The sequence below is a fragment of the Thermobaculum terrenum ATCC BAA-798 genome (assembly GCF_000025005.1).
Classification (GTDB): domain Bacteria; phylum Chloroflexota; class Chloroflexia; order Thermobaculales; family Thermobaculaceae; genus Thermobaculum; species Thermobaculum terrenum.
The window spans coordinates 1,177,577-1,201,163 of sequence record NC_013525.1 but is presented as its reverse complement, the minus strand read 5'-3'; the positions used below and the strand labels follow the sequence as shown (position 1 = coordinate 1,201,163).

19 protein-coding genes are annotated in these 23,587 nt (G+C 45.5%); 11 read left to right on the top strand and 8 right to left on the bottom strand.

The window, feature by feature from the left end:
- Positions 1 to 9: 9 nt before the first annotated feature.
- The 7 genes from TTER_RS05645 to TTER_RS05615 form a co-directional block, all read right to left on the bottom strand.
- Positions 10 to 1,023: a cytochrome d ubiquinol oxidase subunit II gene (locus tag TTER_RS05645; protein ID WP_012875062.1), complete on the bottom strand. Its 1,014-nt coding sequence runs from the start codon at positions 1,021 to 1,023 to the stop codon at positions 10 to 12.
- Positions 1,010 to 2,335, bottom strand: coding sequence for a cytochrome ubiquinol oxidase subunit I (locus TTER_RS05640; protein WP_012875061.1), 1,326 nt, complete (start codon positions 2,333 to 2,335; stop codon positions 1,010 to 1,012). Before TTER_RS05640 ends, TTER_RS05645 begins: the two co-directional genes overlap by 14 nt.
- 120 nt (positions 2,336 to 2,455) lie before the next feature.
- On the bottom strand, positions 2,456 to 3,112 hold the full coding sequence (locus TTER_RS05635) for a response regulator (protein ID WP_012875060.1): 657 nt from the start codon (positions 3,110 to 3,112) through the stop codon (positions 2,456 to 2,458).
- On the bottom strand, positions 3,090 to 4,484 hold the full coding sequence (locus TTER_RS05630) for a GAF domain-containing sensor histidine kinase (RefSeq protein ID WP_012875059.1): 1,395 nt from the start codon (positions 4,482 to 4,484) through the stop codon (positions 3,090 to 3,092). The genes TTER_RS05635 and TTER_RS05630 overlap by 23 nt, the downstream gene beginning before the upstream one ends.
- A gap of 110 nt (positions 4,485 to 4,594) precedes the next feature.
- Positions 4,595 to 5,416 carry a sugar phosphate isomerase/epimerase family protein gene (locus TTER_RS05625; RefSeq protein ID WP_012875058.1) on the bottom strand — a complete coding sequence of 274 codons (822 nt, stop codon included), beginning with the start codon at positions 5,414 to 5,416 and terminating at the stop codon, positions 4,595 to 4,597.
- Between the two features lie 5 nt (positions 5,417 to 5,421).
- Positions 5,422 to 6,585 (bottom strand): dihydrodipicolinate synthase family protein, encoded by a 1,164-nt coding sequence (locus tag TTER_RS05620; protein ID WP_012875057.1) that lies wholly within the window; start codon positions 6,583 to 6,585, stop codon positions 5,422 to 5,424.
- 14 nt (positions 6,586 to 6,599) lie between these two features.
- Positions 6,600 to 7,757, bottom strand: a complete 1,158-nt coding sequence (locus TTER_RS05615) for a Gfo/Idh/MocA family protein (RefSeq protein WP_012875056.1) — start codon at positions 7,755 to 7,757, stop codon at positions 6,600 to 6,602.
- 121 nt (positions 7,758 to 7,878) lie between these two features.
- Between TTER_RS05615 and TTER_RS05610 the strand changes: the two genes are divergently transcribed.
- From TTER_RS05610 to TTER_RS14665, 5 genes are all read left to right on the top strand, one after another.
- On the top strand, positions 7,879 to 8,556 hold the full coding sequence (locus tag TTER_RS05610; protein WP_041424374.1) for a GntR family transcriptional regulator: 678 nt from the start codon (positions 7,879 to 7,881) through the stop codon (positions 8,554 to 8,556).
- Between the two features lie 282 nt (positions 8,557 to 8,838).
- Complete coding sequence (locus TTER_RS05605) at positions 8,839 to 9,654, top strand: ABC transporter permease (protein WP_241215194.1); 816 nt, start codon at positions 8,839 to 8,841, stop codon at positions 9,652 to 9,654.
- Between the two features lie 16 nt (positions 9,655 to 9,670).
- Positions 9,671 to 10,552 (top strand): carbohydrate ABC transporter permease, encoded by an 882-nt coding sequence (locus tag TTER_RS05600; protein ID WP_012875053.1) that lies wholly within the window; start codon positions 9,671 to 9,673, stop codon positions 10,550 to 10,552.
- 31 nt (positions 10,553 to 10,583) lie between these two features.
- Positions 10,584 to 12,287: an extracellular solute-binding protein gene (locus tag TTER_RS05595; protein WP_012875052.1), complete on the top strand. Its 1,704-nt coding sequence runs from the start codon at positions 10,584 to 10,586 to the stop codon at positions 12,285 to 12,287.
- Positions 12,288 to 12,367: 80 nt separating this feature from the next.
- Entirely contained in the window at positions 12,368 to 15,565 is a 3,198-nt protein-coding gene (locus tag TTER_RS14665; RefSeq protein WP_012875051.1) for a rhamnogalacturonan lyase family protein, read from the top strand.
- On the opposite strand, the gene TTER_RS05585 is transcribed toward TTER_RS14665, so the two are convergent.
- The gene (locus tag TTER_RS05585; protein WP_012875050.1) at positions 15,549 to 16,991 is read right to left on the bottom strand and encodes a hypothetical protein; all 1,443 of its coding nucleotides are present in this window, start codon (positions 16,989 to 16,991) and stop codon (positions 15,549 to 15,551) included. The genes TTER_RS14665 and TTER_RS05585 overlap by 17 nt on opposite strands.
- Positions 16,992 to 17,112: 121 nt before the next feature.
- Between TTER_RS05585 and TTER_RS05580 the strand changes: the two genes are divergently transcribed.
- From TTER_RS05580 to TTER_RS05555, 6 genes are all read left to right on the top strand, one after another.
- Positions 17,113 to 17,799: a response regulator transcription factor gene (locus TTER_RS05580; RefSeq protein WP_012875049.1), complete on the top strand. Its 687-nt coding sequence runs from the start codon at positions 17,113 to 17,115 to the stop codon at positions 17,797 to 17,799.
- A gap of 56 nt (positions 17,800 to 17,855) precedes the next feature.
- Entirely contained in the window at positions 17,856 to 19,229 is a 1,374-nt protein-coding gene (locus TTER_RS05575; RefSeq protein ID WP_169302628.1) for a sensor histidine kinase, read from the top strand.
- Between the two features lie 99 nt (positions 19,230 to 19,328).
- Positions 19,329 to 19,877 carry a hypothetical protein gene (locus tag TTER_RS05570; protein ID WP_012875047.1) on the top strand — a complete coding sequence of 183 codons (549 nt, stop codon included), beginning with the start codon at positions 19,329 to 19,331 and terminating at the stop codon, positions 19,875 to 19,877.
- A gap of 242 nt (positions 19,878 to 20,119) precedes the next feature.
- Entirely contained in the window at positions 20,120 to 21,712 is a 1,593-nt protein-coding gene (locus TTER_RS05565; protein WP_012875046.1) for an extracellular solute-binding protein, read from the top strand.
- On the top strand, positions 21,709 to 22,632 hold the full coding sequence (locus TTER_RS05560; RefSeq protein ID WP_012875045.1) for a carbohydrate ABC transporter permease: 924 nt from the start codon (positions 21,709 to 21,711) through the stop codon (positions 22,630 to 22,632). The genes TTER_RS05565 and TTER_RS05560 overlap by 4 nt, the downstream gene beginning before the upstream one ends.
- Positions 22,633 to 22,643: 11 nt before the next feature.
- Entirely contained in the window at positions 22,644 to 23,585 is a 942-nt protein-coding gene (locus TTER_RS05555) for a carbohydrate ABC transporter permease (protein WP_012875044.1), read from the top strand.
- The last annotated feature ends 2 nt before the right edge of the window (positions 23,586 to 23,587 follow it).

Genomic DNA, 23,587 nt, shown 5'->3' with positions numbered 1-23,587 from the left:
CGCAATTATCTAACCATAACTACTTAGGGTCCTACCGCGTCCTTTGAAAACTGCAAAAAGCACAACTAGTGAAGGAATCAGTATTAGCATACCTATAGGGACCGACCATATCACAAATCGCAGAGTGGCTTCAGAAGCAGAGGAGTTAGCTACGGTAAATTCAGGATAAATTATGTAAGGCCTCTGCGCAATCGCCCATCCCAGCAGAAGGATCACTACTTGTCCAGCAGCACTAATACGAGCTATCCAATACTTGCGAAAGAACAGCGCAGCTGCAGATACCAGTCCTACTATTATCCCTAGGAAAACTATTGGAACAACTGATGGTGCAAGCAACCTTTCCCAAAGGTGAGGAGCATAAACTGAGAACACAGGAAGAGCGCCTAAAGACACTGCTGCAAAGATGAATCCACTAATTAGGGCTCTAATTCTGAATGATTCCTGTAAGTCCTTATCCGGAGATTCTAGAGTAAGATACACAGCTGCTAGATATGCTGCTTCAAACAAAGCCATCAGGCCCATAACAATCGACACGGGGCTCGTCCATACAGAAACATCACTAGTGACTTTACTTCCCATCTGACGAATACTACCAGCAGATATAGCTCCCATACACATCCCCAATACGAAGGGAGTAAACAGACTAGCGCTTCCAAATACAGATCCCCAGAAAGATGCGAAGCGTGATCTCTCAGGAGCATAGGCCCGAAAAACAAAGGAGGCTCCTCGAAGGACAATTCCCAGTAGAGCTAAATGAAAGGGCACAAATAGGGAAATACTCAATGCAGAGAAAGCTCTAGGGTAGCACGTGAATAAGAGCACTATTATAAATATGAGCCAGACATGATTAGCTTCCCACACGGGACCTATAGCATTTGATATTGTTTTACGCTGCTCCTTAGCTTTTGGACCCCAAGCAAGCAGATCCCATACCCCAGCCCCAAAGTCAGCTCCAGCCAACACGGCATAAGCCATCAAAGCAAGAACACCAATTAAGGCCGGGACTTCGTTAAGCTGGAGCATTATCGATCACCTCCAGAGCAGGCAAGTTACGGTTACTGTCGCGAAGCTTCAATAGTAGCCAAACCAGAGCTAGAGAAAGCAGTGCATAGATAGCAACTACAGCAATAAGTGTTTCAAAAACACCTTCCGTGGGAGTAACCGCTTCTGATGTCCTCATAATCCCGTAGATTATCCAAGGTTGTCTTCCCACCTCAGTGACTATCCAGCCTGCCTCTAAGGCAGTGTAGCCAGCAATTCCGGATAACACCAATGCGATGTATAACCACTTAGTGTGCAAACGTCTCCAGAACCTAGAAGCCCAGTACCAGACAGATACCACTACCAGGAAGATACCTAACCCAACCATTACCTGAAAGGCCGCACGAACTACCACTACGTTAGGCCATTGATCTCGAGGAACAGAGTCTAGTCCCCTTACCAATGCATTAGGGTCGTGAAAAGCCAGGAAGCTAAGAAGCTTTGGAATCTCAACAGCGTAGCGTAACTGCTCACGCTCCAGATCGGGCCATCCCCCTATACTTAGGCCAGCACCCCTCTCCGAATGGAACAGCCCTTCCATGGCAGCTAACTTAGCAGGTTGTCTAATAGCAACCGATCTAGCGCTAGCATCCCCGCTGAGGGGCATCAGCAAAGCCGATATAGCAGCAACGGCCATGGCTATGTTCAGGGCTCTTTGATGGTACTTTTCAGATTTACCTCTCAATATAGCAAATGCATAAACTGCTGATACCGCGAAGGCAGAAGCTATATAAGTAGATAGTGTCGAATGTAGAGCCATGACTCCCCAAGCCGGATTAAACAATGCCTTAACAGGATCAATATTGGTGGGCTGCCCGCCCACTAATTCAAATCCAGTCGGGCTCTGCATCCAAGCATTCGCAGATAGTACAAGAACCCCGGAGGCCAAGCCAGACAGTGCTACTGGAAACCCGCATAACCAATGTATCTTTGGGGGTAGTTTATCCCATCCGTATAGATATAACCCTAGGAATATGGCTTCTATAAAGAACGCATAACCTTCCAGAGCGAAAGCTACACCAATTATGCCTCCTGCAAATTCCATGAACTTGGGCCACAACAACCCGAGCTCAAAAGACAGCACAGTACCACTTACGGCTCCTATAGCAAAGAGCACAGCTGTTGCCTTAGCCCACTTACGTGCAAGATGGAGATAGTCCTTCTCTCGAGTGCGTAGCCACAATCCTTCAGCTATAAGCATAAGTACAGGCATCCCTATGCCCATAGCAGCAAATATCATATGAAAGGCTAGTGAGAAGGCCATTTGAAATCTTGCAGCAAGGAGCTCGTCCATAACTGACCTCCGAAGTTGTATGCATGCCTTCGATAGATTCTACCCATACAGGTGTTGGTATGAGATCGCCTGGAAGGTCAGTTATGGACTGACCAAAAGATCAGTAAATGGGGTCAAAACCTAGTCTTGTCTCTTATCCTTAGGGATCAAGCCGTGCTGGAGAGCATAGGCTACTACTTGCGCTCGGTTCTGAAGGTGTAACTTATTCAAGATATTATGAAGGTGATATTTGACTGTACTCTCAGATAAGAAAAGCCTTTCAGCAATCTCTTTATTAGAAGTTATTCCTTGTACTAAAAGTTCCAGTATCTCCCTTTCTCTATCGGTTAACTCAGCATCCGGGCGTTTCTTACGCTCAATCTTCGGCTGAGCGAATTCCTGAAGAACCTTGCGCGCAAGATTAGGGGGGAGGGCGGGCTCTCCCTGATATGCTGCCTCAAGCAGCTCAAAAAATCTATCGGGATCTATGTTCTTAATTATGTATCCACTTGCACCAGACCTAATGGCTTCGAACAAGTCCTCTTCTTCTTCAGAAGCCGTCAGTACTACCACCTTAATCTCCGGAAGTTCGGCACTGATGAGCTTAGTAGCCTCGATGCCATCCATCTTGGGCATCATTAGGTCCATTAGAACAATGTCTGGCTTGAGCTCACGGGCAAGCTCCACCGCCTCCTCGCCGTTAGTAGCCTCACCTACAACCTCTATGCCACGAGCCTCGAGCAGGCTCCTAAGGCCGTCACGCACCAGAATATGGTCATCTACTATCAATACTTTCATATGCTTTTGAACTCCCAGCCTGTAACTCGCTCTTAGAAAGGGGTATTCTCAATCTTATCTCAGTACCTTGTCGTGGACCAGTATCTATATTGAGCTCTGCACCAACAGACTCAGCTCTCTCCCGCATCATGGCTAGCCCAAACCTTGGGAAATCACTTCTAGTAAGGGATGAAGGATCAAATCCTGCTCCATTATCTTTTATCGTGACCACTAACCTATCATCTCGTTTATAAATAGTAATCCAGGCCTGAGTAGCCCCTGAATGTTTCCTGATATTGGACAGAGCCTCTTGAACGATACGTATTACCTGTAGATCCGTAGTAGGTGTGAGCCTAATATTCAGTCCTTGCTGTATGTCCAACTCGACCGGGATTCCACTTTGATCCTGCCACTTCTGTGCGTATTCTCTTATTACATCAATGAAACCACGATTTCTCTCCTGTGAGGTTCTTAGAGCAAGGATTTGCTCACGCACATCGGAATATGCTGAGCGGGCAGCATCAACCAGCTGAGATAAATTCTTCGAGGCTTTGTCTAACTCCCCTCGTTCCAATAACATTTGGGTAGCATGCCCCTTAGTGGTGACGTATGTAAGTACTTGAGCAAGGCTATCGTGCATCTCTCTGGCTATACGCTCCCTTTCTTCAGCAATAGCCAGGGCCTTTACTTGTTCATGCAGACGAGCATTCTCAATAGCTAAAGCTGCTTGAGTGGCAAACCGTGCGAGCGTTTCCTCGTCCTCCTCGGTAAACTCTCGAGCACTCTCTTTCCCAGCAACAAATAAATTGCCAAGCACTTTATCTCCGGACAATATGGGAACGGTAAGCAGAGAATGAGCTGCCTGATCGGAAGGCAAGCTGAGTATATGGGCTACAACCTCTTTACCTGATATCCTGATCGGTTTATGGTCAGAGGTATACGAGGTAAAAGCACCTAGTTCAGAAGCCTTTACACCACCAGGACTAAAACCAGAGGTTATGTAGGTATCAACTAGCCCAGACTCATTTATGGTAAGCAAAGCACCATACCTTGCACCTACCAGCTCTCTAGCCTGATCGACTATCTTCTGAAGCACGGACTCAAGATTAAGCTCTCCCGCGATATCAAGCCCAGCTTGATGAAGTGCCAACAGCTCCTTATTCTGCTGGGCCAAGCCAGCTTGCAATCGTGACACAATGCCAAATACTACTTCAGAGAATATAAGCGCGGCGATAAAAGTAAGAATAACCACTCCAACATCTACAGCCCAAACAGCGTAGTTTGAGAGGGACAAAAATTCGTAGAGCGCAAGGACCACTACCACGAACACAGTTGGAGCAGCAACAGTAATAAGCTTGAGCCTCTCCAGGGTTATGATACGCAATATTCCCATAACGCTTATCTCGATAAAGCATAAGTCTGTAAAATATTATTTCAAGTAAATTGTATTACAAAACAGACAAACAGACACTTAGACAATAGACATCTACTAACTAGGGGACATCAGACGTGCTGCAGGAAAGACTCCTTAGTATAGGACAAGAGCTCTGAAAGAGGCATGTTCCAAAGCTGGTCATTGAAAATTTCTACCTCTATAGGGCCCATGTATCCAGCGGACTCTACGGCAATACGTATACGCCGTATGTCTATGACCCCTTTCCCCATCATCTCGCGAGCCACCAGAGGTGAGCGGTCAACCACCCGGGGGTAGTCATTAACATGAAACCCTAATATCCTCCCAGCAGCTCGTCTTATTTGCTCATCAATCTTCGGATCCCACCATATATGGAAAGTATCCAGCACTAAGCCAAGATACTCATCGTTAAACTTATCAATCAGGTCATTGGCCTGTTCCATAGTCACAATCACGGACCTATCTGAAGCAAAAACAGGATGCATAGGTTCTATACCTAGCCTTATGCCACAAGATCTGGCATAAGGTAGCAGAGCATCTATTCCCTTCTCAACCATGTATCTAGCTTTACTCAAGTCTTTATCCGCAGCAGGACCACATACCAGCACCAGCACTTCAGCATCGATATAAGCAGCTTCTTCTATAGCCCTTTTGTTGTCATCTATATGGTCCGCGAACTCTTCTTCGTTACTAGCTGGAAACATACCTCCTCTACACAGGCTTGAGGCCCTTATACCATAAGCCTGAAGTAGGTTAGCAGCCTGCTCGAGCCCTACCTCCGCAATCTTATGGCGCCACATACCCACGTACCTGATACCTAAATGACTACATGTATCTACCAACGAATACAAATCATATTTCTTAGCAGTCATATGATTGAAGCTTAGCCTGGATATGTCTATCTTGCACATCTGTATTACCCTATCCCACAAATCTGTAAGAAGAGCTGCATCCTGCTTGCGGCCAATTCAGGATCTATCAGAACCCCAGCCTTATCTGCCAGCACGAACAAGTCAGCCAGGTAGATGACCGAGCGCATAGACTCTTGTCCACCTAACATACGAAAGTGCGATTGGTGTCCATTCAGGTAAGCTAAGAAGACTACACCAGTCTTATAGTACATAGTAGGAGGACGAAAGATATGCCTAGCCAAGGGGAGAGTGGGGGATATAGTGTCAAGAAAAGCTTGCCTGTTTCCAGCATCGAGGGCTGCGAGTGCGCGTACCGCGACTGGGGCAATAGGGTCGAATATGCCTAGCAGTGCGTGGCTGTAGCCTTTATCATCTCCCAGAATCAGCTCAGGATAGTTGAAATCGTCTCCGGTATAGAGTTTGACCCCTTCCGGAAGCCTACTCCTCATCTCCACTTCAAGGTCTTTATCAAGTAGAGATAACTTTATGCCATCGATCTTCTCTTGATAGCTCTCTATAAGGGCCAGGCAGGACTCCATTGCACGTACAGTATCCGAACTGCCCCAATAACATCTAAGGGCTGGATCAAATGGTTCTCCAAGCCAATGCAGGATAACAGGCTTATCAATCTGATCCAGCAACCTACTATAAACCCATAGATAATCATCTGATGACTTAGCAGTACGAGCAAGAGCACGACTAGCCATTACAACAGGTGTACCAACCACAGGTTGTACAGATTCATACTGGTAAAGGTAAGCATCTAGAATATCCTCGCGAGAGTAAGGATGCTCATCATCTAGATGGTCGGTACTGATACCGTATGCAAACTTGTCTTCGGGTCCTCTAACCTCACCTCCAGTCCTGACGATTAGTTCTCTGGCAGATTCCCAGCTAAGTCCCATTCCCCTCTGAGCTGTATCCATTGCCTCAGCCACACCCATTCCCAGAGACCATAGATACCGTCTATAAGCTAGCGTTGCATCCCAGTCTATTGCTCCTCCCGAAGAAGGATCAATGTCCGCTAGAGGATCAGCTACTACGTGCACTGCAGCAAATGCGACTCGAGAGGAAGGGACATTAGATGAAAGTGAGGTATTTACCTGATCCCTGCCTTCAAGCGTGTACATGTAGACTGTACGATCTTTACTAGGTAATTTAATCTGCAATCTAAACCCTCCGGCTAAAATTCGTTAAGCGGTGGCACATCGATCCATCTGCGTTCTCGCCACGAAAGCATAGCGAGCTCTGCCAACTGTACACCCTTAGCACCTTCCAACAGATCCCAGGGGAAAGGAGTATCAGCAACTACATGCTTAATAAACATCTCCCACTGTAATCTAAAGGCATTGTCGGGTTTCGCCCTATCTGGAAGTAGCAACCAACCTGAGAAGTAATCTTCTCTATGTGGAGAATCGGGATCCCATATTGCTCTAGGAGTAGCAGAGGACGGCTGTACCCAGCAGTCTCGCAACGTAGCTACAGCGCTGCCATCTGTCCCATCCACCTGTAGTACGAAGAGATCTTCCCTGCGAACCCTAGTAGCCCAAGAAGAGTTAAACTGCGCTATCACGTTCCCCTCCAGCTGGAAGAGTGCATAGGCAGCATCTTCAGCCGTACATTGATACTTCCTGTCGAACTCGTCGTATCTCTCTGGGATATGTATAGCTCCGATACAGCATACTGAGATAACATTCCCAAAGAGATTATCCAGAAGGTATCTCCAGTGACAGAACATGTCTAAGATAATACCGCCGCCGTCCTCCCTCCTGTAATTCCATGAAGGACGCTGAAGTCCTCCTTCATCCCCTCTTTCGAAAACCCAGTATCCAAAGTCGGCTCGCACGGCCAGAAGTCTACCCAGCTCCTCGGAGTCGATAACTCTTCGCAGTTTTCTGAAACCTGGCAGGAACAACTTGTCCTGCACAACTCCGTTCTTGACCCCTCTGATCCGTGCCAACTTAGCTAACTCCAAAGCCGAAGATAAATCTAAAGCTACCGGTTTCTCGCAATACACATGCTTTCCGGCGTTTATAGCCTTAGTCAGTGCTGGAACTCTAAGCGCGGTAGTCTGTGAGTCAAAATAGATCTGGTAATTAGGGTCCGACAGCGCGCAGTCAAGGTCGGTAGTCCATTTCGGTATTCCATACGTTTCTGCCAACTGTCGAAGCTTATTCGGATTACGACCAACCAGCAAAGGGTCAATAACAATCCTGTTACCAGAGGGAAGCAAGATACCGCCATCTTTCATAATGGCTACAATTGAACGTTCCAGGTGCTGCCTTGCACCCATACGGCCAGTTACACCATTTAGGATTATGCCTATAATATGTTCTGACACTTTGCCTCCATGGGAAGTGTAATATTAGGCTATACTGAGTAAGTATAGTCACATTATATATAATATACACAAGTTGTGTTAGAAAAATGTTAGGAATAAGATGATGAGTACGAGAGGGAACATGAGCACTTTTACGCCAGTGGGTAAACCACAGACAAAACAAGCATACGTTTACTCAACCCTACGAGAAGCCATAATGCATTGTAAGCTCAGACCAGGGCAAAGGCTGATTATAGAAGATATAGCACGAGAGCTTGGTGTCAGCCCCATACCTGTCAGGGAAGCTCTACACATGTTGCAATCTGAAGGGCTAGTGCACAATGTAGCACATTCCGGGTCGGTCGTAACTCCAATAACTCCAGACTCAGTGCGAGAGACCTTCACTATCTTGGAAGGACTGGAGACTGTTGCTGCTAGAGTTGCTGCGCAGAGAATGCAACCAGAAGATATAGCAGAGCTTGAGGCCATAGTATCGAAAATGGATCATGCAGTAGCTAGGCAGGCAGAGGATGAATGGTCGGCCCTCAACAAAGAGTTCCATACTGCAATAGTAAAAATCACCGATATGCCGACATTGCAAGAGATGACTATAAGGATGTTAGATAGATGGGACAGAATAAGATGTTTCTTCTTCCAAGGTACGATGTACCATCGAATGGGGCAGTCGCAACAGGAACATCACCAGCTTCTTGAGGCTATGAAGTCTAAAGACTATGATCAAATAGAAAACATAGCTAAAATTCACAACCAGCAAGCCCTGGAAGCCTACATGCAGCTCATAGGCAAGAAGGAGGGGTAAACCTAACTAACTGCACTGCTTCTCCAAATAGATATAGAGAAATCGACTAAATTTTAGTCCTCTAACTAGTTGACATCTTAGCTATATTATATATAATATTGCTGATTCCTAGGTGCAGGAGAAGCAATGCAGGCAAAAGTTCAAACTCAAACCAAACCTATACTGCGCGGTGCGGTCAGAGCCAGCTTAAAAGCTCTCACTACTGAGCTTAGAAAAAATTATATGCTCTATATCATGGTCCTACCGGGAATTCTTTACTTTCTAATCTTTCGGTATGGGCCTATGTACGGAGCAATCATTGCGTTCAAAGACTATCACATACAAGAAGGCATATTGGGGAGTCCCTGGGCAAACCCCTGGTACAAGCACTTCAAAACTATCTTCGAGAGCACTTACTTCTTCAATATCCTCACTAATACTATCTTGATAAGCATATATAAGCTGGTATTTGGATTACCAGCGGCCATAATCATGGCTCTGCTATTAAACGAAGCAAGAATAACTTGGTTCAAGAGGACAATACAAACCGTAACTTATTTGCCGCACTTTCTTTCCTGGGTTGTTGTTTACGGCATAGCGCAAGCTGTGCTTTCCCCATCTGGAGGACTGGTGAACAAAGCTCTAGTAGCATTGGGAATGAACCCCGTTGATTTTATAGCTAGCCCTCAGTGGTTTAGAACGGTCATAGTAGCCTCTGATATATGGAAAGATATAGGCTGGGGAGCCATCATATTCCTAGCGGCACTTACAGGTATATCTCCTCATCTGTATGAAGCCGCAGCCGTCGATGGAGCTAGCAGACTTCAAAGGATCTGGTACGTGACGATACCAGGAATTATGCCCGTTGTAGTGCTTGTTGCCCTGCTGAATATTGGCAACCTGCTGAATGCAGGTTTTGAGCAGATATTCATTTTCTATAGCCCATCCGTCTATTCAGTAGGAGATATCATCGACACTTGGGTTTATAGACAAGGTATTGTTGGGTTCCAGTATTCAGTAGCTGCTGCTGTGGGATTATTCAAGGGAGTCGTGGGATTCATACTCATATTTGGTACTAACTGGCTATCCAAGAAGTACACAGGGTCTGGCATATGGTAGATCAGGAGGATTAAGAATGGCACTCTATAGAAGCATGGGCAGGAGCGAAAAATTATGGGACGCTGGGGTCTACTTGCTCCTAACACTAAGTGCCATAGTGGTGATAGTGCCCATATGGTACGTCCTTATGATCTCTATCACTCCCTTTGAGGTTTGGGCTAGAACAGGGGGCACCCTGCTCCCTCATCCTTCGGAGATAACCTTCGAGGCCTATAAGCAGCTACTAAGCTCTTGGCGTTTACCAAGGGCATTCCAGGTTAGCGTGTTCATTACTGTATTTGGCACCCTGCTAAATCTCATTTTCACGACCATGATGGCTTATCCTCTATCCAAGAAAAATTTCAGGCTTAGGAATCCAATCCTTTTGTTTATTCTCTTCACGTTACTATTCAATGGGGGATTAGTACCTACATATATAGTTGTTAGAAACTTAGGCCTAATAGATAGCTACTTAGCACTGATACTTCCCGGCCTAATAAGCGGGTTCAATGTACTGATAATGAAGGCCTTCTTCCAAAATATACCCGATGAGCTTGAAGAAGCTGCTAAGATCGATGGCGCATCCGACTTCCAAGTTCTGTGGCACATAATACTGCCTCTATCTAAGCCGATATTAGCAACTATAGGGTTATTCTATGCGGTAGGGCATTGGAACTCATTCTTCGACGCAATCCTATATATCCGCAGTGCTGATAAGCAACCACTGCAGGTAGTTTTGCGGGAAATCCTAGCCGCTGGCAACCTAACAAACTACGTTCCTGTAGAACACGAAACCATGCCCACGGAATCCCTAAGAATGGCTGCAGTTGTAATAAGTACGATACCAGTACTTATCGTGTACCCATTCCTGCAGCGACATTTCACGGCAGGAGTGCTCCTAGGATCCATCAAGGAATAAACATTCCCAGTAAGTAGGAGGAGTAAGGCAAATGCATAAACTATCCAAATACAAAATATATTATATATTCAGTTTACTTCTTATAACTCTATCTCTCTCGATAACTTCATGTGGAGCCTCGAATACGGGAAGTACCCCTACTACTGCAGCTAATAGTCCATCTCCCAGTCCTTCAGGGGCTAGTCCTTCTCCTAGTAGTCAGCAGAACACCCCAAGCGCTAGCCCTACGCAAGCAAACAATGGACAGGAATCTTCACAGCAACATGGCAAACTCTGGTCGGACAAGCCTGTCTCCATTGAGATTTATGCAACTGTTGGATCCACCGAAGTTGGCCCCCCACCTAAGAACTGGTTCTGGTATGATGCCGTTAAGAAGGCTACTAACATAGATGTCAAGATAAGCTGGATTACAGATCCCAGCCAGTACACACCGACCCTGCAAACAAGGGCTGGCGCTAATGATTTACCTGATCTATTCACAACAGACCGTAACACACTTCAACAGCTAGTACAACAGGGATTAGTTGCCGATTGGTCCCCTTACCTCAAGTACATGCCCAACTTTGTAAAAGATAGAGATGTAAATGAACTAGCTAAGTACGGAACGTTTGATGGCAAACATTATGGACTAGTAACGAAGAATGCTTATCCTTACAAAGGCATCGTAATAATTAGACAAGACTGGTTGGACAAATTAGGGCTCAAACCTCCCAAGACAATAGATGAGTACTTGGAGGTAATGAAGGCATTTACAGAAAAGGACCCGGACGGGAATGGTAAGAAAGACACCTACGGTTACACAGCCTTTATTGACGATAACGGACAAATCTCTGGTTTTGATCCTTTCTTCGCTGCTTTTGGCGCTCAACTCGACTGGAAATTTGAAAAGGACCAAGTGGTCCCGATGAGGATCAGCGATCAGAGACGACAAGCACTTGAATTTATTAACAAGATGGTTAATGAAGGGGTACTGGACCCAGATTGGAAGACTCAGCAAGGGCAAGACTACGCTAATAAATGGAAAACCGGTAAAGTAGGCATATTTGCTGGAGATTGGTGCGCAATATTCTGTCGGCAAGGATATCAAGAATTCGCTCGGGCAAATCCAAACGGTAAGATGGTAATCATTGACCCTCCAGTTGGTCCTAATGGAGACAGCGCAGCAGGAACATACTCTAGGCTAGGAAATATGTATGTAATGTCCAAGAAGGCGGCAGATGCAGGCAAAGGAGAAGCCATTGCTCGGCTGCTTGAATGGATCGATACAGATGGCTACTACCTTACTGCCTTTGGTCAGGAAGGGGTAAACTGGAAACGCGATAGCCAGGGGCACATAGTTCCCGGACCCAAATCCTATCTTGATCCTGAAAATTTGGTGCTAACGCAGCTCAGAGGTTATGCTTACAAGGGTACGGAAGAAGAGTTGAGAGCTAGATATGATAACACTTATAAGGCAGCTAACGGGCAAACCATATCCGTATGGAGTGTTTACCAAAGAGCACTCAAACTACCCAAGCTCGATACCACTAACCAGGCCATAATTCCTCCAGCCCCGCCTGAGATATCTGCAGACCTTACGCGAACAATGGCCGAAGCTGAACTTAAGTTCGCAACAGGACAAAGGCCATTCTCAGATTGGCCCAATTACGTCAATCAAGTTAAGTCTATGGGATTAGATCAATGGACCGAGATGGCCAATCAAGCAGCAGCTGAAGCAGGCTTGATCAAGAAGTAGTTTCCCTCCCAATCGGGGTGGCGAATCTTTATCTGACGATTCGCCACCCCGATTTCACTTCTTCCTAGGAGAGGTTTCCAATGTATAGTCGCACTCTTGTAATTACATTGTTTCTAATAGCTATGCTCCCGATACGAATTACTCATGCAGCATCTACATCAACCCAAAGTTGGATGTTTGATTTCGGCTGTGATAATAGCCCTGTAGCCGAGGGGTATATACAGGTTTCGAACACTATGCTCTACGATACCACTAGAGGTTATGGTTTAGATAGAGAAACAAGTTGTCGAGATAGAGGGACACCAGACCCTGTACGTCGCGACTTTACTAATAGCTCAAATTACAACTTTCTGCTGGATGTGCCCAATGGAGACTATCAGGTAACTATCATCGCAGGAGATGCAATTGCCTCAAACAATACCTCAGTGATGCTAGAAGGACAGAACGTAGGCACTATCTCTAGTCGCAGCGGTAGCTTCGGAGAGCTAACGACCGTGACCAGAGTAATGGATACGCAACTAACTATGGGCTTTGGTAGGGATGGTAGAGTAAATGGAGTAATCGTTATAGCAATCCCCTACCCTACAGGTCTAAGGCTGGAAGATAGAGTCTTAATACCAGATCCCTCTGTAACTATCTCGTGGAATCCTGTTGAAGAGGCGATCAACTATAACATATACCGAGCCGAGGGCAACGATGGGTTTGAAAGGATCGGAAGTACAACCAAATCCTCGTATGTCGACACGACTGTGGAGTTAGGGCTTTCCTATAGATATGCCGTTACTCAGGTAAATAGCAGGGGAATAGAGTCCGCGAAGAGTAACGTACTAACAATAAATATGTGGGATGAATCACACCCGGCTCCCAGGGCCCCACAAGGGATCGAATTAGATACAGCTACAAGAGACGCTCTGGAATTTTCTTGGAATCCTGTGGATGATGCAATCTTATACTATGTCTATAGATCTAAGAATCCTACTGGGCCCTTTGAGCGAATAGGAGCTATAAGTGAGGCTCAATACCGAGACAACTTAAACCCTACCATAAACTATTACTACCAAGTACGTGCAGTTGGGATTGGTGGACTATCACTACCATCTGAAACCCTGAAAACGCCTATAACCAAAACCCCAATTAGGCGTATGGAGAAAATTAGCCGTGCTCCAATAGCAGTACATACTGATAACGGCATCTTAGTTAGTTGGAGACTACTTGCATCGGATCCTCCAAATATAGCATTTGATGTTTATAGAAATGGGCACAAAATAAATAAGTCACCAATCAGAGACCGAACAAATTATTTAGATAGGTCTGGCGATACCGAAGCAGTATATACCGTGAAGCCAATCGTTCGAGGACATATATGGGGCAAAATAGAAAGCACTACTGTATGGGAAAAGAATTATCTAGATGTTCCCCTTCACAAGCCGCAAGGTGGAGTCACACCAGACGGGGTTGAATATACATATAGCGCTAACGATGCTAGCGTTGGGGATCTAGATGGCGATGGAGACTACGAGATCGTATTGAAATGGGATCCGTCAAACTCAAAAGACAATTCTCAAGCCGGCTATACCGGTGAGGTCTTGTTGGATGCATATGAGCTCGACGGCAGCCTTCTTTGGAGAATAAATCTAGGCAAGAACATTAGGGCTGGAGCTCATTATACGCAGTTCTTGGTTTACGACTTCGACGGAGATGGTAAAGCAGAGGTGGTAGCAAAGACTGCCGATGGTACTATCGACGGCACAGGAAGAGTCATTGGTGATCCCAATGCTGACTATAGAAACAGCGAAGGGCGAATATTAGAAGGGCCGGAATACTTAACCGTATTCGATGGTCTCACTGGTAGAGCCCTTGCTACCACAAACTATGATCCACCCAGAGGAAACGTGTGTGATTGGGGTGATTGTTATGGCAACAGAGTAGACAGATTTCTTGCTGGAGTAGCATATCTTGACGGTCAAAATCCAAGTTTCATTATGGCTCGAGGCTACTATACACGTACAGTGTTAGTGGCCTACAACTGGCGAGATAATAAGATCACCAAACTCTGGAAGTTTGACAGCGCGACCCCTGGATATGAATCTTACGCTGGGCAAGGTAATCACCAACTTAGTGTTGGTGATGTAGATAACGATGGCCGAGATGAGATAATTTATGGCTCGATGGCTATAGATGATGATGGAAGTCCCATGTACTCAACAGGACTAGGGCATGGAGATGCTATGCATCTTGGCGACTTAGATCCCCAGAGGCCTGGTTTAGAAGTCTTTCAGGTTCATGAGAACGCTAATAGTCCGTACGGCTACGAAATGCATGATGCTGCCACTGGGGAGATCTTATGGGGAGTTAGGACAGGCATAGATACAGGTAGAGGTCTCGCGGCAGATATAGATCCCAGATACATAGGGTATGAAGCTTGGGCTGTTAAGGGAGAATGGAACAGCCCTACAGGGGGATTACATACAGCTAATGGAGATAAGATATCAGATAACATACCACCGGCAAATTTCGCTATATGGTGGGATGGGGACCTGACAAGAGAGATTCTGGACCACAATTGGTCTCAGGAGCAATATGTAGGGGTTGGTACTATTGGTAAGTGGGATTATGAGCACGAGAAGATGGTCAACCTCCTAACGGCTCACGGCACTTACTCCAACAACGGTACCAAGGGTAACCCTAGCCTACAGGCAGATATATTCGGAGACTGGCGAGAAGAAGTTATATGGAGAACTGAAGATAGCAGCGCGCTTAGGATCTACACTACTCCTTACCCAACCGAGTATCGATTTGTAACCCTCATGCAGGATCCGATTTATAGACTGGGTATTGCATGGCAGAATGTTGGATATAACCAGCCTCCGCACACCAGCTTCTATCTAGGCTCTGGTATGCCAAAACCCAGCTGGAAACCACTAAGCACTGATGAACCCATCAAGGTTAAATTGGACCTCTATCCAAACAGGATAACCCATACAAACGAGAAGCATAACACGCTCAGAGCACTTATAAGGTTTCCAGCTGACATACAAGGCGATGTTGTTGCGGCAAATAGCATCCATTTATTAGTAGACGGCGATGACCTATCTCCCAAGAATAGTAGGTTTGGAAAAGTCATAAGCAAAGGGAACGCCATTCTAGTACCTTTTAGAATGAACGACTTAGTTAACGCAGCAGCTGAGTATACAGGAAAGGTCGAGATAACAATCCTTGGATACACACAAGAAGGTAAAACTTTTTGGGGAACTGCTCTTATTAGGGTTGGGGAATAGACAGTCTATTCCCCAACCCTATGTAATTGATACTAATATCTCCCTCAAGCTTAGCAAGAACCCTTTGGGCCGTATCTAAATTGGGTGCTATGACGTAGTTTACCCACGTACCTTCTTGGGATATAACAACAGTCTTATCGCGAGCCTCAAGAACATAGTTGGCCCCTGACTGTTGATATCTAGCATTAAATCTAGATTCATCATATGAGATCATGGCAGAGACAAATTCCTTAGCGTCACTCTCGCTATCCCATGCACTCTTCCAAACCAGGACTTCCTGATCGCCATTCGTCCATAGAGCAAACTCATCACCATCCCAACCAGCAGCCGCTTTCCGCGCGGTCAGATCATCAATCTGACCATCAAGCAGTACCCTAGTCTGAAACTCCCCAAACAAATTTTCTTCTAACTTCTTCCAGCCCTTGCCTAAGGACTGGGACAGGTCAGGTAAATCTACTAGAGTGGGGTTATCACGATTTATATATCTCTCCGGATGAATAATCTGTTCAGTGCTGGTGGGAGGATCTCTGAAAGCCTTATTAACAGCTGCCAGACCCCCTTCCCTCATCAGGACTGCTACAAAAGTAGCTCCTGCCTCATACGGGAAAAGCAACGTTTCAGAAATTATAGGAGGCGCTGAACTAAGCTTTTCCGAGCTTATATCAGATTGTGTTATTTCATCCTGTATGCGCCCTATCAGAGCAGGATGCCTTGTCAGGTACTCCCGCTCGACGGTACGAGCATCACCTTCTACTAGTGAGGTCACAGCCAAGTACGCGTCGTCATCTTTGTCCTCATATTTCTTGAGCAGAGGATTAAGGTGAAAATGTTGATCCTGGAGAGCATGCGTCACTTCATGAGCGTATATCAGCTCTTCGAGAGCATCTAGTTTGTTGCCCTCGCTAACCACGTATAATTCCTTAGTCTCCGGATCATAGAATCCACCTATTTGTTCTGTATATAGATCCAAATATAACTTATGTAGATCTATATCACCAGATATCAAGCCAAACTCCCTAAGAACCCTTTCATCAGCTTCCGCTTCTGAAGTCGGATAGTCCTTATTTATATCTTTTTCTAGCTTCTCCCTTAGCTGCTCCCTGGTCATGTAATCTAGGCTTATAGGAGCTAGGGGTCTCAATCCCCTGATCTGCGAAACAGATCTAACTATCTCGTTTATCTGAGGATTAGAAGTTACAGATAAGCTTTCCCTGGTGGGTGTGGATGTCGAGCTCCCAGGAGATGCCGGTGGAGTAGGTTTTATAGTAGTGACCTTGGGTTTTGCTGTGGGAGCGGTCCTGGCAACCGTAACGGTGATTACGGGAGAGACCTCAGGTTGAGGGGTAGTAGGCGATTTCTGCTCAGAACCACCGCATGCGGACAAGAAAAGTAAAGCACCGATTATCAAAAAGCGTATAGATCTCAAGTCCTAACCTCGCTTATGCTTAAGAGCACTATATAGAACTATACCCTTTGAGACGTAACTCTGCTCTCTGCAGTATATAATATGTCGAGTATAGGGTATTACAAGTTAGGAGAACCCTAAGTTGGAAAGACCTCTAATCCTTGTAATAGATGATGACAAGAATATCACAAGCTTTCTAAGGAGAGCGCTATCCTACGCTGGATATGAAGTCAAAACTGCACACAATGGACAAGAAGGACTACAGGTAGCCTTATCTAATGCTCCGGATCTTGTGATACTTGACTGGTTAATGCCAGATATGGATGGCATAGAGGTATGCAAAAGACTCCGCTCAGCGGACAATATACCAATACTAATGCTGACGGCAAAGGACGAAGTATCCGACCGAGTGCAGGGGCTGGAGGCGGGAGCGGATGATTATCTTGTAAAACCCTTCGCACATGAGGAACTAATCGCCCGAGTGAAGGCTCTCCTGAGACGAGCCTCACCAGACTCGAGAAAAGTGCTGCGATTCGCTGACCTTTCGGTCGATTTGGGGACCAGAGAGGTCAAAAGAGGTCAAAGAGTCATAGATCTAACAGCTAAGGAATTTGATCTATTGGTTACCTTCATGCAACATCCCAGGCAGGTGCTAACCAGAGATCAGCTTTTGCAGATCGTGTGGGGTTTCGATATGGAGGTTGAATCTCACGTAGTAGCAGTTTACGTAGGATACCTAAGAGACAAACTGGAAGCAGGAGGGGAGTCCAGACTTATTCATACTTTGAGGGGCGTAGGATACGTTCTTAGGGAGTCTAACGAGAAATGAGCCCTCTGGGACTTTTTCCTAAAAGCCTCAGATGGAGATTAGTAGCCCTAGAGTGCATGGTAGTAGGAGTGATACTCCTAGCATTTACTGGGGCTCTGTATGAGCTAGCAGCCAGGAACCTTATGCATGATGTGCAGAGTTCATTAGTAGATAGAGCCCAACAAGTCAATGGAGCCATTCGGCAATATGTAGTTTTTGGAGCATTAAGACCGAAACAGGTTATAGAGATTCCCCCTCCTGAATCCTTTGCATCGTCTGATACAGTAGTGCAAATAAGTACTCTCGACGGTCAGGTTATAGTAACTACCTCTACACCGAACGGGAATAATATTCCTTTGGATCAGGACACACTTCAACAGGTATCTCTAGGCAATAGTACTTTCGAGCGTATAAAAGTAGGAGATGAAGAGCTAGAGGTATACAGTAGCCCTATATTACTCAGAGACAGGGTAATAGGAGTTCTACAGGTAGCAAGAAGCCTGCAGCTCATCGAGCAGACATTGGCAAGGCTCAGATTATTCGCGATAGTAGGCTTCACTCTAGCTATGACAGCTTCGATACTGGCTACATTCTATGTAGCCAATAGATCACTCTTTCCCCTAAAGGAGCTGATACGAACTGCAGAACGCGTGGGGAGGTCTGGAGATCTCTCACAAAGGGTGAAGACTTCTCCCAACCTAGACGAAGTTGGCAAATTAGCATCTACATTTAATACAATGCTAGAACGCCTGGAACTCTCTGATAAGCAACTGAGAGAAACACTAGATGCTGAGAGAAGATTCGTAGCAGATGCATCCCATGAGCTCAGGACACCACTCACAACAATACTTGGAAATGCCGGCCTTCTACTCAAAGTGCCAAATATGAGCCCGGAAGATAGACAAGAATCCCTGGAGCAAATATATGAAGAAGCTGACAGGATGCGCAGGCTTGTATCGGACCTTTTGACCTTAGCTAGGGCCGATGCGGGCTTTAGGCTCAAACAGGAACCTGTAAAAGTACAACCAGTCGTAGAGTCCGCTGTCCGAGAGATGGAGCATAGAGCTACGGATCGACAGCTACGGATAGACAAGATATCCGATGTCGAGGTAGTAGGAGACAAAGATGCGCTGAAGCAGTTGGTCCTGATACTTCTAGATAATGCCATAAAATATACTAGGAACCAGGACTCCATTCAAGTCGAAGTCGAGAAGGATGATTCTCAAGCTGTTATAAGAGTGGCAGATACTGGTATAGGTATATCCCAGGAACATCTTCCCCATATCTTCGAGAGGTTTTACAGAGCAGATACATCCAGAAGCTCCGATGGCACAGGCCTAGGACTATCAATAGCCAAATGGATAGTAGAGCAACACTGCGGTTCAATAAGCGTTGCCTCCGAAATAGGCAAAGGTTCGATATTCGAAGTCAAACTGCCAGCTAAGAAGTAGTTTTCTTATCATTTTCTTATCTTAGTCTTACCTTCAATTGAAACTACAAGAGCAAAATATTACGCGGAAATTGGTATTTGAAGTCGCATGGAGTAGCTCATGAGAAGGAGAATCAGCTACCTGTTGGTTGCATTAGCAGCCGTAACTCTCTTGGCGGGAATGAGTATCGCAAGGGCACAAGCTGATCAGAAGAAGAACTACTACGACATATTCATAGACAAAGTAGCACAACTACTTGGCAAATCTCCTGCAGATGTAGAGAAAGCACTCATACAGGCCAAAGAGCAGGTCATCGATCAAGCGGTCAAGGATGGAGCAATTTCACAGGAAAGAGCCGAGAAGATCAAGCAAAGAATAGAGCGTACAGGCAAGGTCCTTCCGATAATCACATCCAAACCGAGAGGATTGATTCCAAGAGTAATACAAGGGAATGTAAAGGCAGTCACAAGCGATAGCGTAGATGTTGAGACGAAAGCTGGAAAGGTATGGAAAGTAAATATCCAGCCACAAACCAAGATAGTGACAGCAGGACGAATTAAACAAGCTGCTGTACAGGTTGGAGACAGAGTCAAAGTAGTTGGTAAACCTCAGGGAAATAGCATTAATGCACGCGTAATACTTATCAATAACCAAGATACTAACCGCTAGAACTTCAAAGAGACTATCACCTACCCCTCCGGGAGAATGGGGACTTGAGAATCTCAAGTCCCCATTTCCTTCTTAATTTGCCATATATTGTCATATCACAATTCCATTACATTCATATCTATATAATTGACATGATAAAAACTTTGCAATATTATTAACTCAAGGCATGTGGCATACCAATTACATACCTGAAGTTCTAAATCTAGGCTTCAGACCTAATACATAAATGCAGGAGGATTTGCATGTCAGACGAGCCTTGGAATCACAATATTAGTAGAAGACGGATCCTTAAGCTAGGTGGGACGCTCCTAGCGGCGGCTGTTAGTGGAGCGTGGCTTGAAGCTTGTGGGAGTTCATCCCAGAATACCCCTACCAGTAATGTAGGGGGGCAATCTCCTGCTCCAAGTCCTACTCCCACCGCAGCATCGACCTCGATGTCAAGTCCTACACCAATAGCTTCGCCGGTAGCCACCGCTACAACAGGAAACACTAGCTCGTTGCCCTTTGGACTCATACCTGTGCAGGGTAATGTCAGCATAACCGTCACAGATGGTCCAGGCCCTGGCTGGCTCAAGCAAGATAGAGATTTTTACATGGACTTGATCAAGAAATACAATGCAATCTTTCCTAATGTGAAGATTACTCCACATGCCGGCGGTTATGATCCTCAAGCTTTCGCAGCTAAGATAGCTGGAAACAAAGTTGAGGATGGGTTCGCTGTTTGGTTTACAGAGCCTCAGAAATTCATAGAGCAAGGTGTGGCAGCAGATATAACTGATTACATCAAACAATGGAAATATTTCAACGAGTTTCGTCCAGAAGCACTTACTGTCCTTAAGGACAAACAGGGGCATATTTACGGGGTACCAGTCAGCATGTATGCCCTAAGCTTAGCGTATAATCGCAAGATTTTTGAGAAGGCGGGTTTGGATCCTGATAAACCACCTACCACCTGGGATGAGCTCAGGCAGTATGCAAAGCAGATTGTGGAGAAAACTGGCATCCCAGGATTCTGCTTCCTAAGCACGAACAATCAAGGTGGATGGTATTTCACGACCCTTATGTACACTATGGGGGCTACCCCCGAGCAGCAGATAAATGGTAAATGGACTGCAACCTTCAATGATAAGGGGAAAGGACTAGAAATACTAAAGCTACTACATGACATGAAATGGGTTGACAAATCAATGACTCCACAAGCTCTACTAGATCAGGGCAAGCAGTCTCAACTACTAGCTACTGGCAGGGTTGCCATGGCGATAAGTGGTATACCCGGGGCTGACGAGCTAGCCAAGTACAAGGCAGATATAAAGGATTTTGGGCTAGGTATAGTTCCTCAAGGTGGCGGTAATGCCGTGCTAGGGGGAGGATATGCCTGGATGTTTAATAAGAAGTCTTCCCCCGAGCAGATAAAGGCAGCTATAGACTGGGTTCTGTTTACCAACTTCTATCCAGAAAATGTAGAGGCGGGCTATAAGAAGGATAGGGCTCTGAATAGATCAATAGGTTTCCCTTCACCACCAATATTTGAAGGAGAACTACAAAAACAGCTGGAAGCTCTTATTGAGAAGTACGCTACAGTGCCAAATGAGAACTATACACCCTATACAGAGGGAATGAAGCGTATTGCAGTGAAATCCGAACCTCCAATTGAAACTCAGAAGATGTATGCAACTCTAGACCCAGTAGTGCAGGCTGTTCTAACTAAAGAGAATGTCGATATGGAAGCCTTGCTGATGAAAGCCCAAAAGGATTTCCAGACTAGTGTGCTGGACAAGCTCTCTATGAGAGCTTGTCCAGCTTATATACCACACACGTGCAGGAGTCGAGAATGAAAGTAGCTACCAGGCAGGGCTTACAAAGCTCATTTATGATCAGAGTATTGTCCTACAGGGTGAGGCGCAATGTAGTTGCATACCTTTACATAGTGCCTGCGCTAGTACTCTTTGCAGTGTTCTTATGGTGGCCAATACTACAAGCCTTTATTGTTAGCTTCCAGCATGTTGATCTTAGCTTTCAGCCCAGATGTGTAGGGCTACAAAACTTCAGGGATGTTATCACTGATCCTTTGTTCTTCACTGCTTGGCGGAATACCCTCTACTACACGATACTGGCAGCTCTATTTGCATACATAATACCCGTTATATTCGCAATAGCTGTGAATGAGATGCCTATGAAGTCCTACCTGCGAACTGCGTTTTATCTGCCAGCTGTCCTTCCACCAATAGTTACCGCTCTCCTATGGGGATGGATATACCAGCCGGAAGGAGGCTTAGCTAATACCATCTTACATATGGTAGGACTTAACCCTATTAATTGGCTCGAATCTGAAAAAACTGTCATCCCATCAATACTTATCATGACCACATGGGGTGGTATGGGCGGCACAATGCTTTACTATCTCGCAGCGTTGAATGCCGTACCATCTGATCTGTACGAAGCTGCTGAGTTAGACGGAGCCAACATACTGCAGAGAGCGATATATATAACAATTCCTCAAATTCGTCCCATTATGTGGTTGTTCCTGGTAGGACAGATCATAGGCACCATGCAAATCTTTACAGAGGTTTTTGCTTTGACAGACGGAGGGCCAAATAACGCCAGTGTGACCCTGATGCTCTTACTCTATAGATATGCTTTCCAATACAACGAATTCGGTAAAGCAAGCGCTCTGGGTGTCATCCTATTTATATTCTTATCAGCCTTCTCGATCATGTACATGCGGATGACCTTCTTCAAGAAGCAGGAATCTTAAGGGGGAGTAGAATGGCAGTTATTTCGCAAACCCGAATATGGAGAAGGATCAGCTCCAGCGAGGGTAAGAATAGAACACTAATATCGCCTGTAGAACTTAGAAATCCCAAAATCAAAGCTATATACTACCTCATTTTCTTATTCCTGGTAGCATTCTCTCTCACTATAGTTTTCCCCTTGTACTGGCTATTTACAGGCCCGATGAAAAGCCCTGTAGAGTTCTTGCAAATACCTCCAACATGGTTTCCTAGGCACTTCAGTTTGGACAACTACATAGCTGCCTGGCAACAGTTCAATTTCATCAAATACTTCTCTAATACACTAATAATAGCTGCAGGCAGCTGGGTAACCGGCATGCTTGTTACAGTAACAGCGGCCTACTCTCTCTCCAAGCTTAGACCTGTTTTTGGTAACGTGATTCTATTCTTGTTCTTTAGCACCATCATGGTGCCAGGAGCAATGTTGTTAGTACCACTGTATCTAACTGTTGCTAAGGTTCCGATTATTCATGTATCACTTCTTCAAACCTACTGGGCAATATGGCTTCCGGGAGCAACCAACGGATTCGGAATATTTATGATGAAACTTTTCTTCGATGCCATACCCAAGGATCTGACAGATGCCGCAAACCTAGATGGAGCCAATTCCATTCAATCACTTATATGGATAGTACTGCCTATGGCTAAGGCTGCGATAATCGTGATGACTATCGGAGCCATAATGGGGTCATGGAATGACTTCTTCTGGCCATTTCTTGTACTTACGGGTGCTGAAGATAAATGGCCGATAATGGTAGCACTGTTTACCTTCTCAGGTGGCCCTGGTGGAGGGGGAGCACTTGATATGACCATTGCAGCGGATGCCATAGCCGCGATACCACCTCTAGTACTTTTCTTCTTCCTTCAGAGGCACATACTCCAATCCATAAACCTCACTGGACTAATGCAGTCATAGGA

Bases quoted from the DNA above. Each gene is read 5' to 3' on its own strand.
- TTER_RS05645 (WP_012875062.1), bottom strand. From the start codon at position 1,023: ATGCTCCAGCTTAACGAAGTCCCGGCCTTAATTGGTGTTCTTGCTTTG.
- TTER_RS05640 (WP_012875061.1), bottom strand. From the start codon at position 2,335: ATGGACGAGCTCCTTGCTGCAAGATTTCAAATGGCCTTCTCACTAGCC.
- TTER_RS05635 (WP_012875060.1), bottom strand. From the start codon at position 3,112: ATGAAAGTATTGATAGTAGATGACCATATTCTGGTGCGTGACGGCCTT.
- TTER_RS05630 (WP_012875059.1), bottom strand. From the start codon at position 4,484: ATGGGAATATTGCGTATCATAACCCTGGAGAGGCTCAAGCTTATTACT.
- TTER_RS05625 (WP_012875058.1), bottom strand. From the start codon at position 5,416: ATGTGCAAGATAGACATATCCAGGCTAAGCTTCAATCATATGACTGCT.
- TTER_RS05610 (WP_041424374.1), top strand. From the start codon at position 7,879: ATGAGCACTTTTACGCCAGTGGGTAAACCACAGACAAAACAAGCATAC.
- TTER_RS05605 (WP_241215194.1), top strand. From the start codon at position 8,839: ATGTACGGAGCAATCATTGCGTTCAAAGACTATCACATACAAGAAGGC.
- TTER_RS05600 (WP_012875053.1), top strand. From the start codon at position 9,671: ATGGCACTCTATAGAAGCATGGGCAGGAGCGAAAAATTATGGGACGCT.
- TTER_RS05595 (WP_012875052.1), top strand. From the start codon at position 10,584: ATGCATAAACTATCCAAATACAAAATATATTATATATTCAGTTTACTT.
- TTER_RS14665 (WP_012875051.1), top strand. From the start codon at position 12,368: ATGTATAGTCGCACTCTTGTAATTACATTGTTTCTAATAGCTATGCTC.
- TTER_RS05575 (WP_169302628.1), top strand. From the start codon at position 17,856: ATGGTAGTAGGAGTGATACTCCTAGCATTTACTGGGGCTCTGTATGAG.
- TTER_RS05570 (WP_012875047.1), top strand. From the start codon at position 19,329: ATGAGAAGGAGAATCAGCTACCTGTTGGTTGCATTAGCAGCCGTAACT.
- TTER_RS05565 (WP_012875046.1), top strand. From the start codon at position 20,120: ATGTCAGACGAGCCTTGGAATCACAATATTAGTAGAAGACGGATCCTT.
- TTER_RS05560 (WP_012875045.1), top strand. From the start codon at position 21,709: ATGAAAGTAGCTACCAGGCAGGGCTTACAAAGCTCATTTATGATCAGA.
- TTER_RS05555 (WP_012875044.1), top strand. From the start codon at position 22,644: ATGGCAGTTATTTCGCAAACCCGAATATGGAGAAGGATCAGCTCCAGC.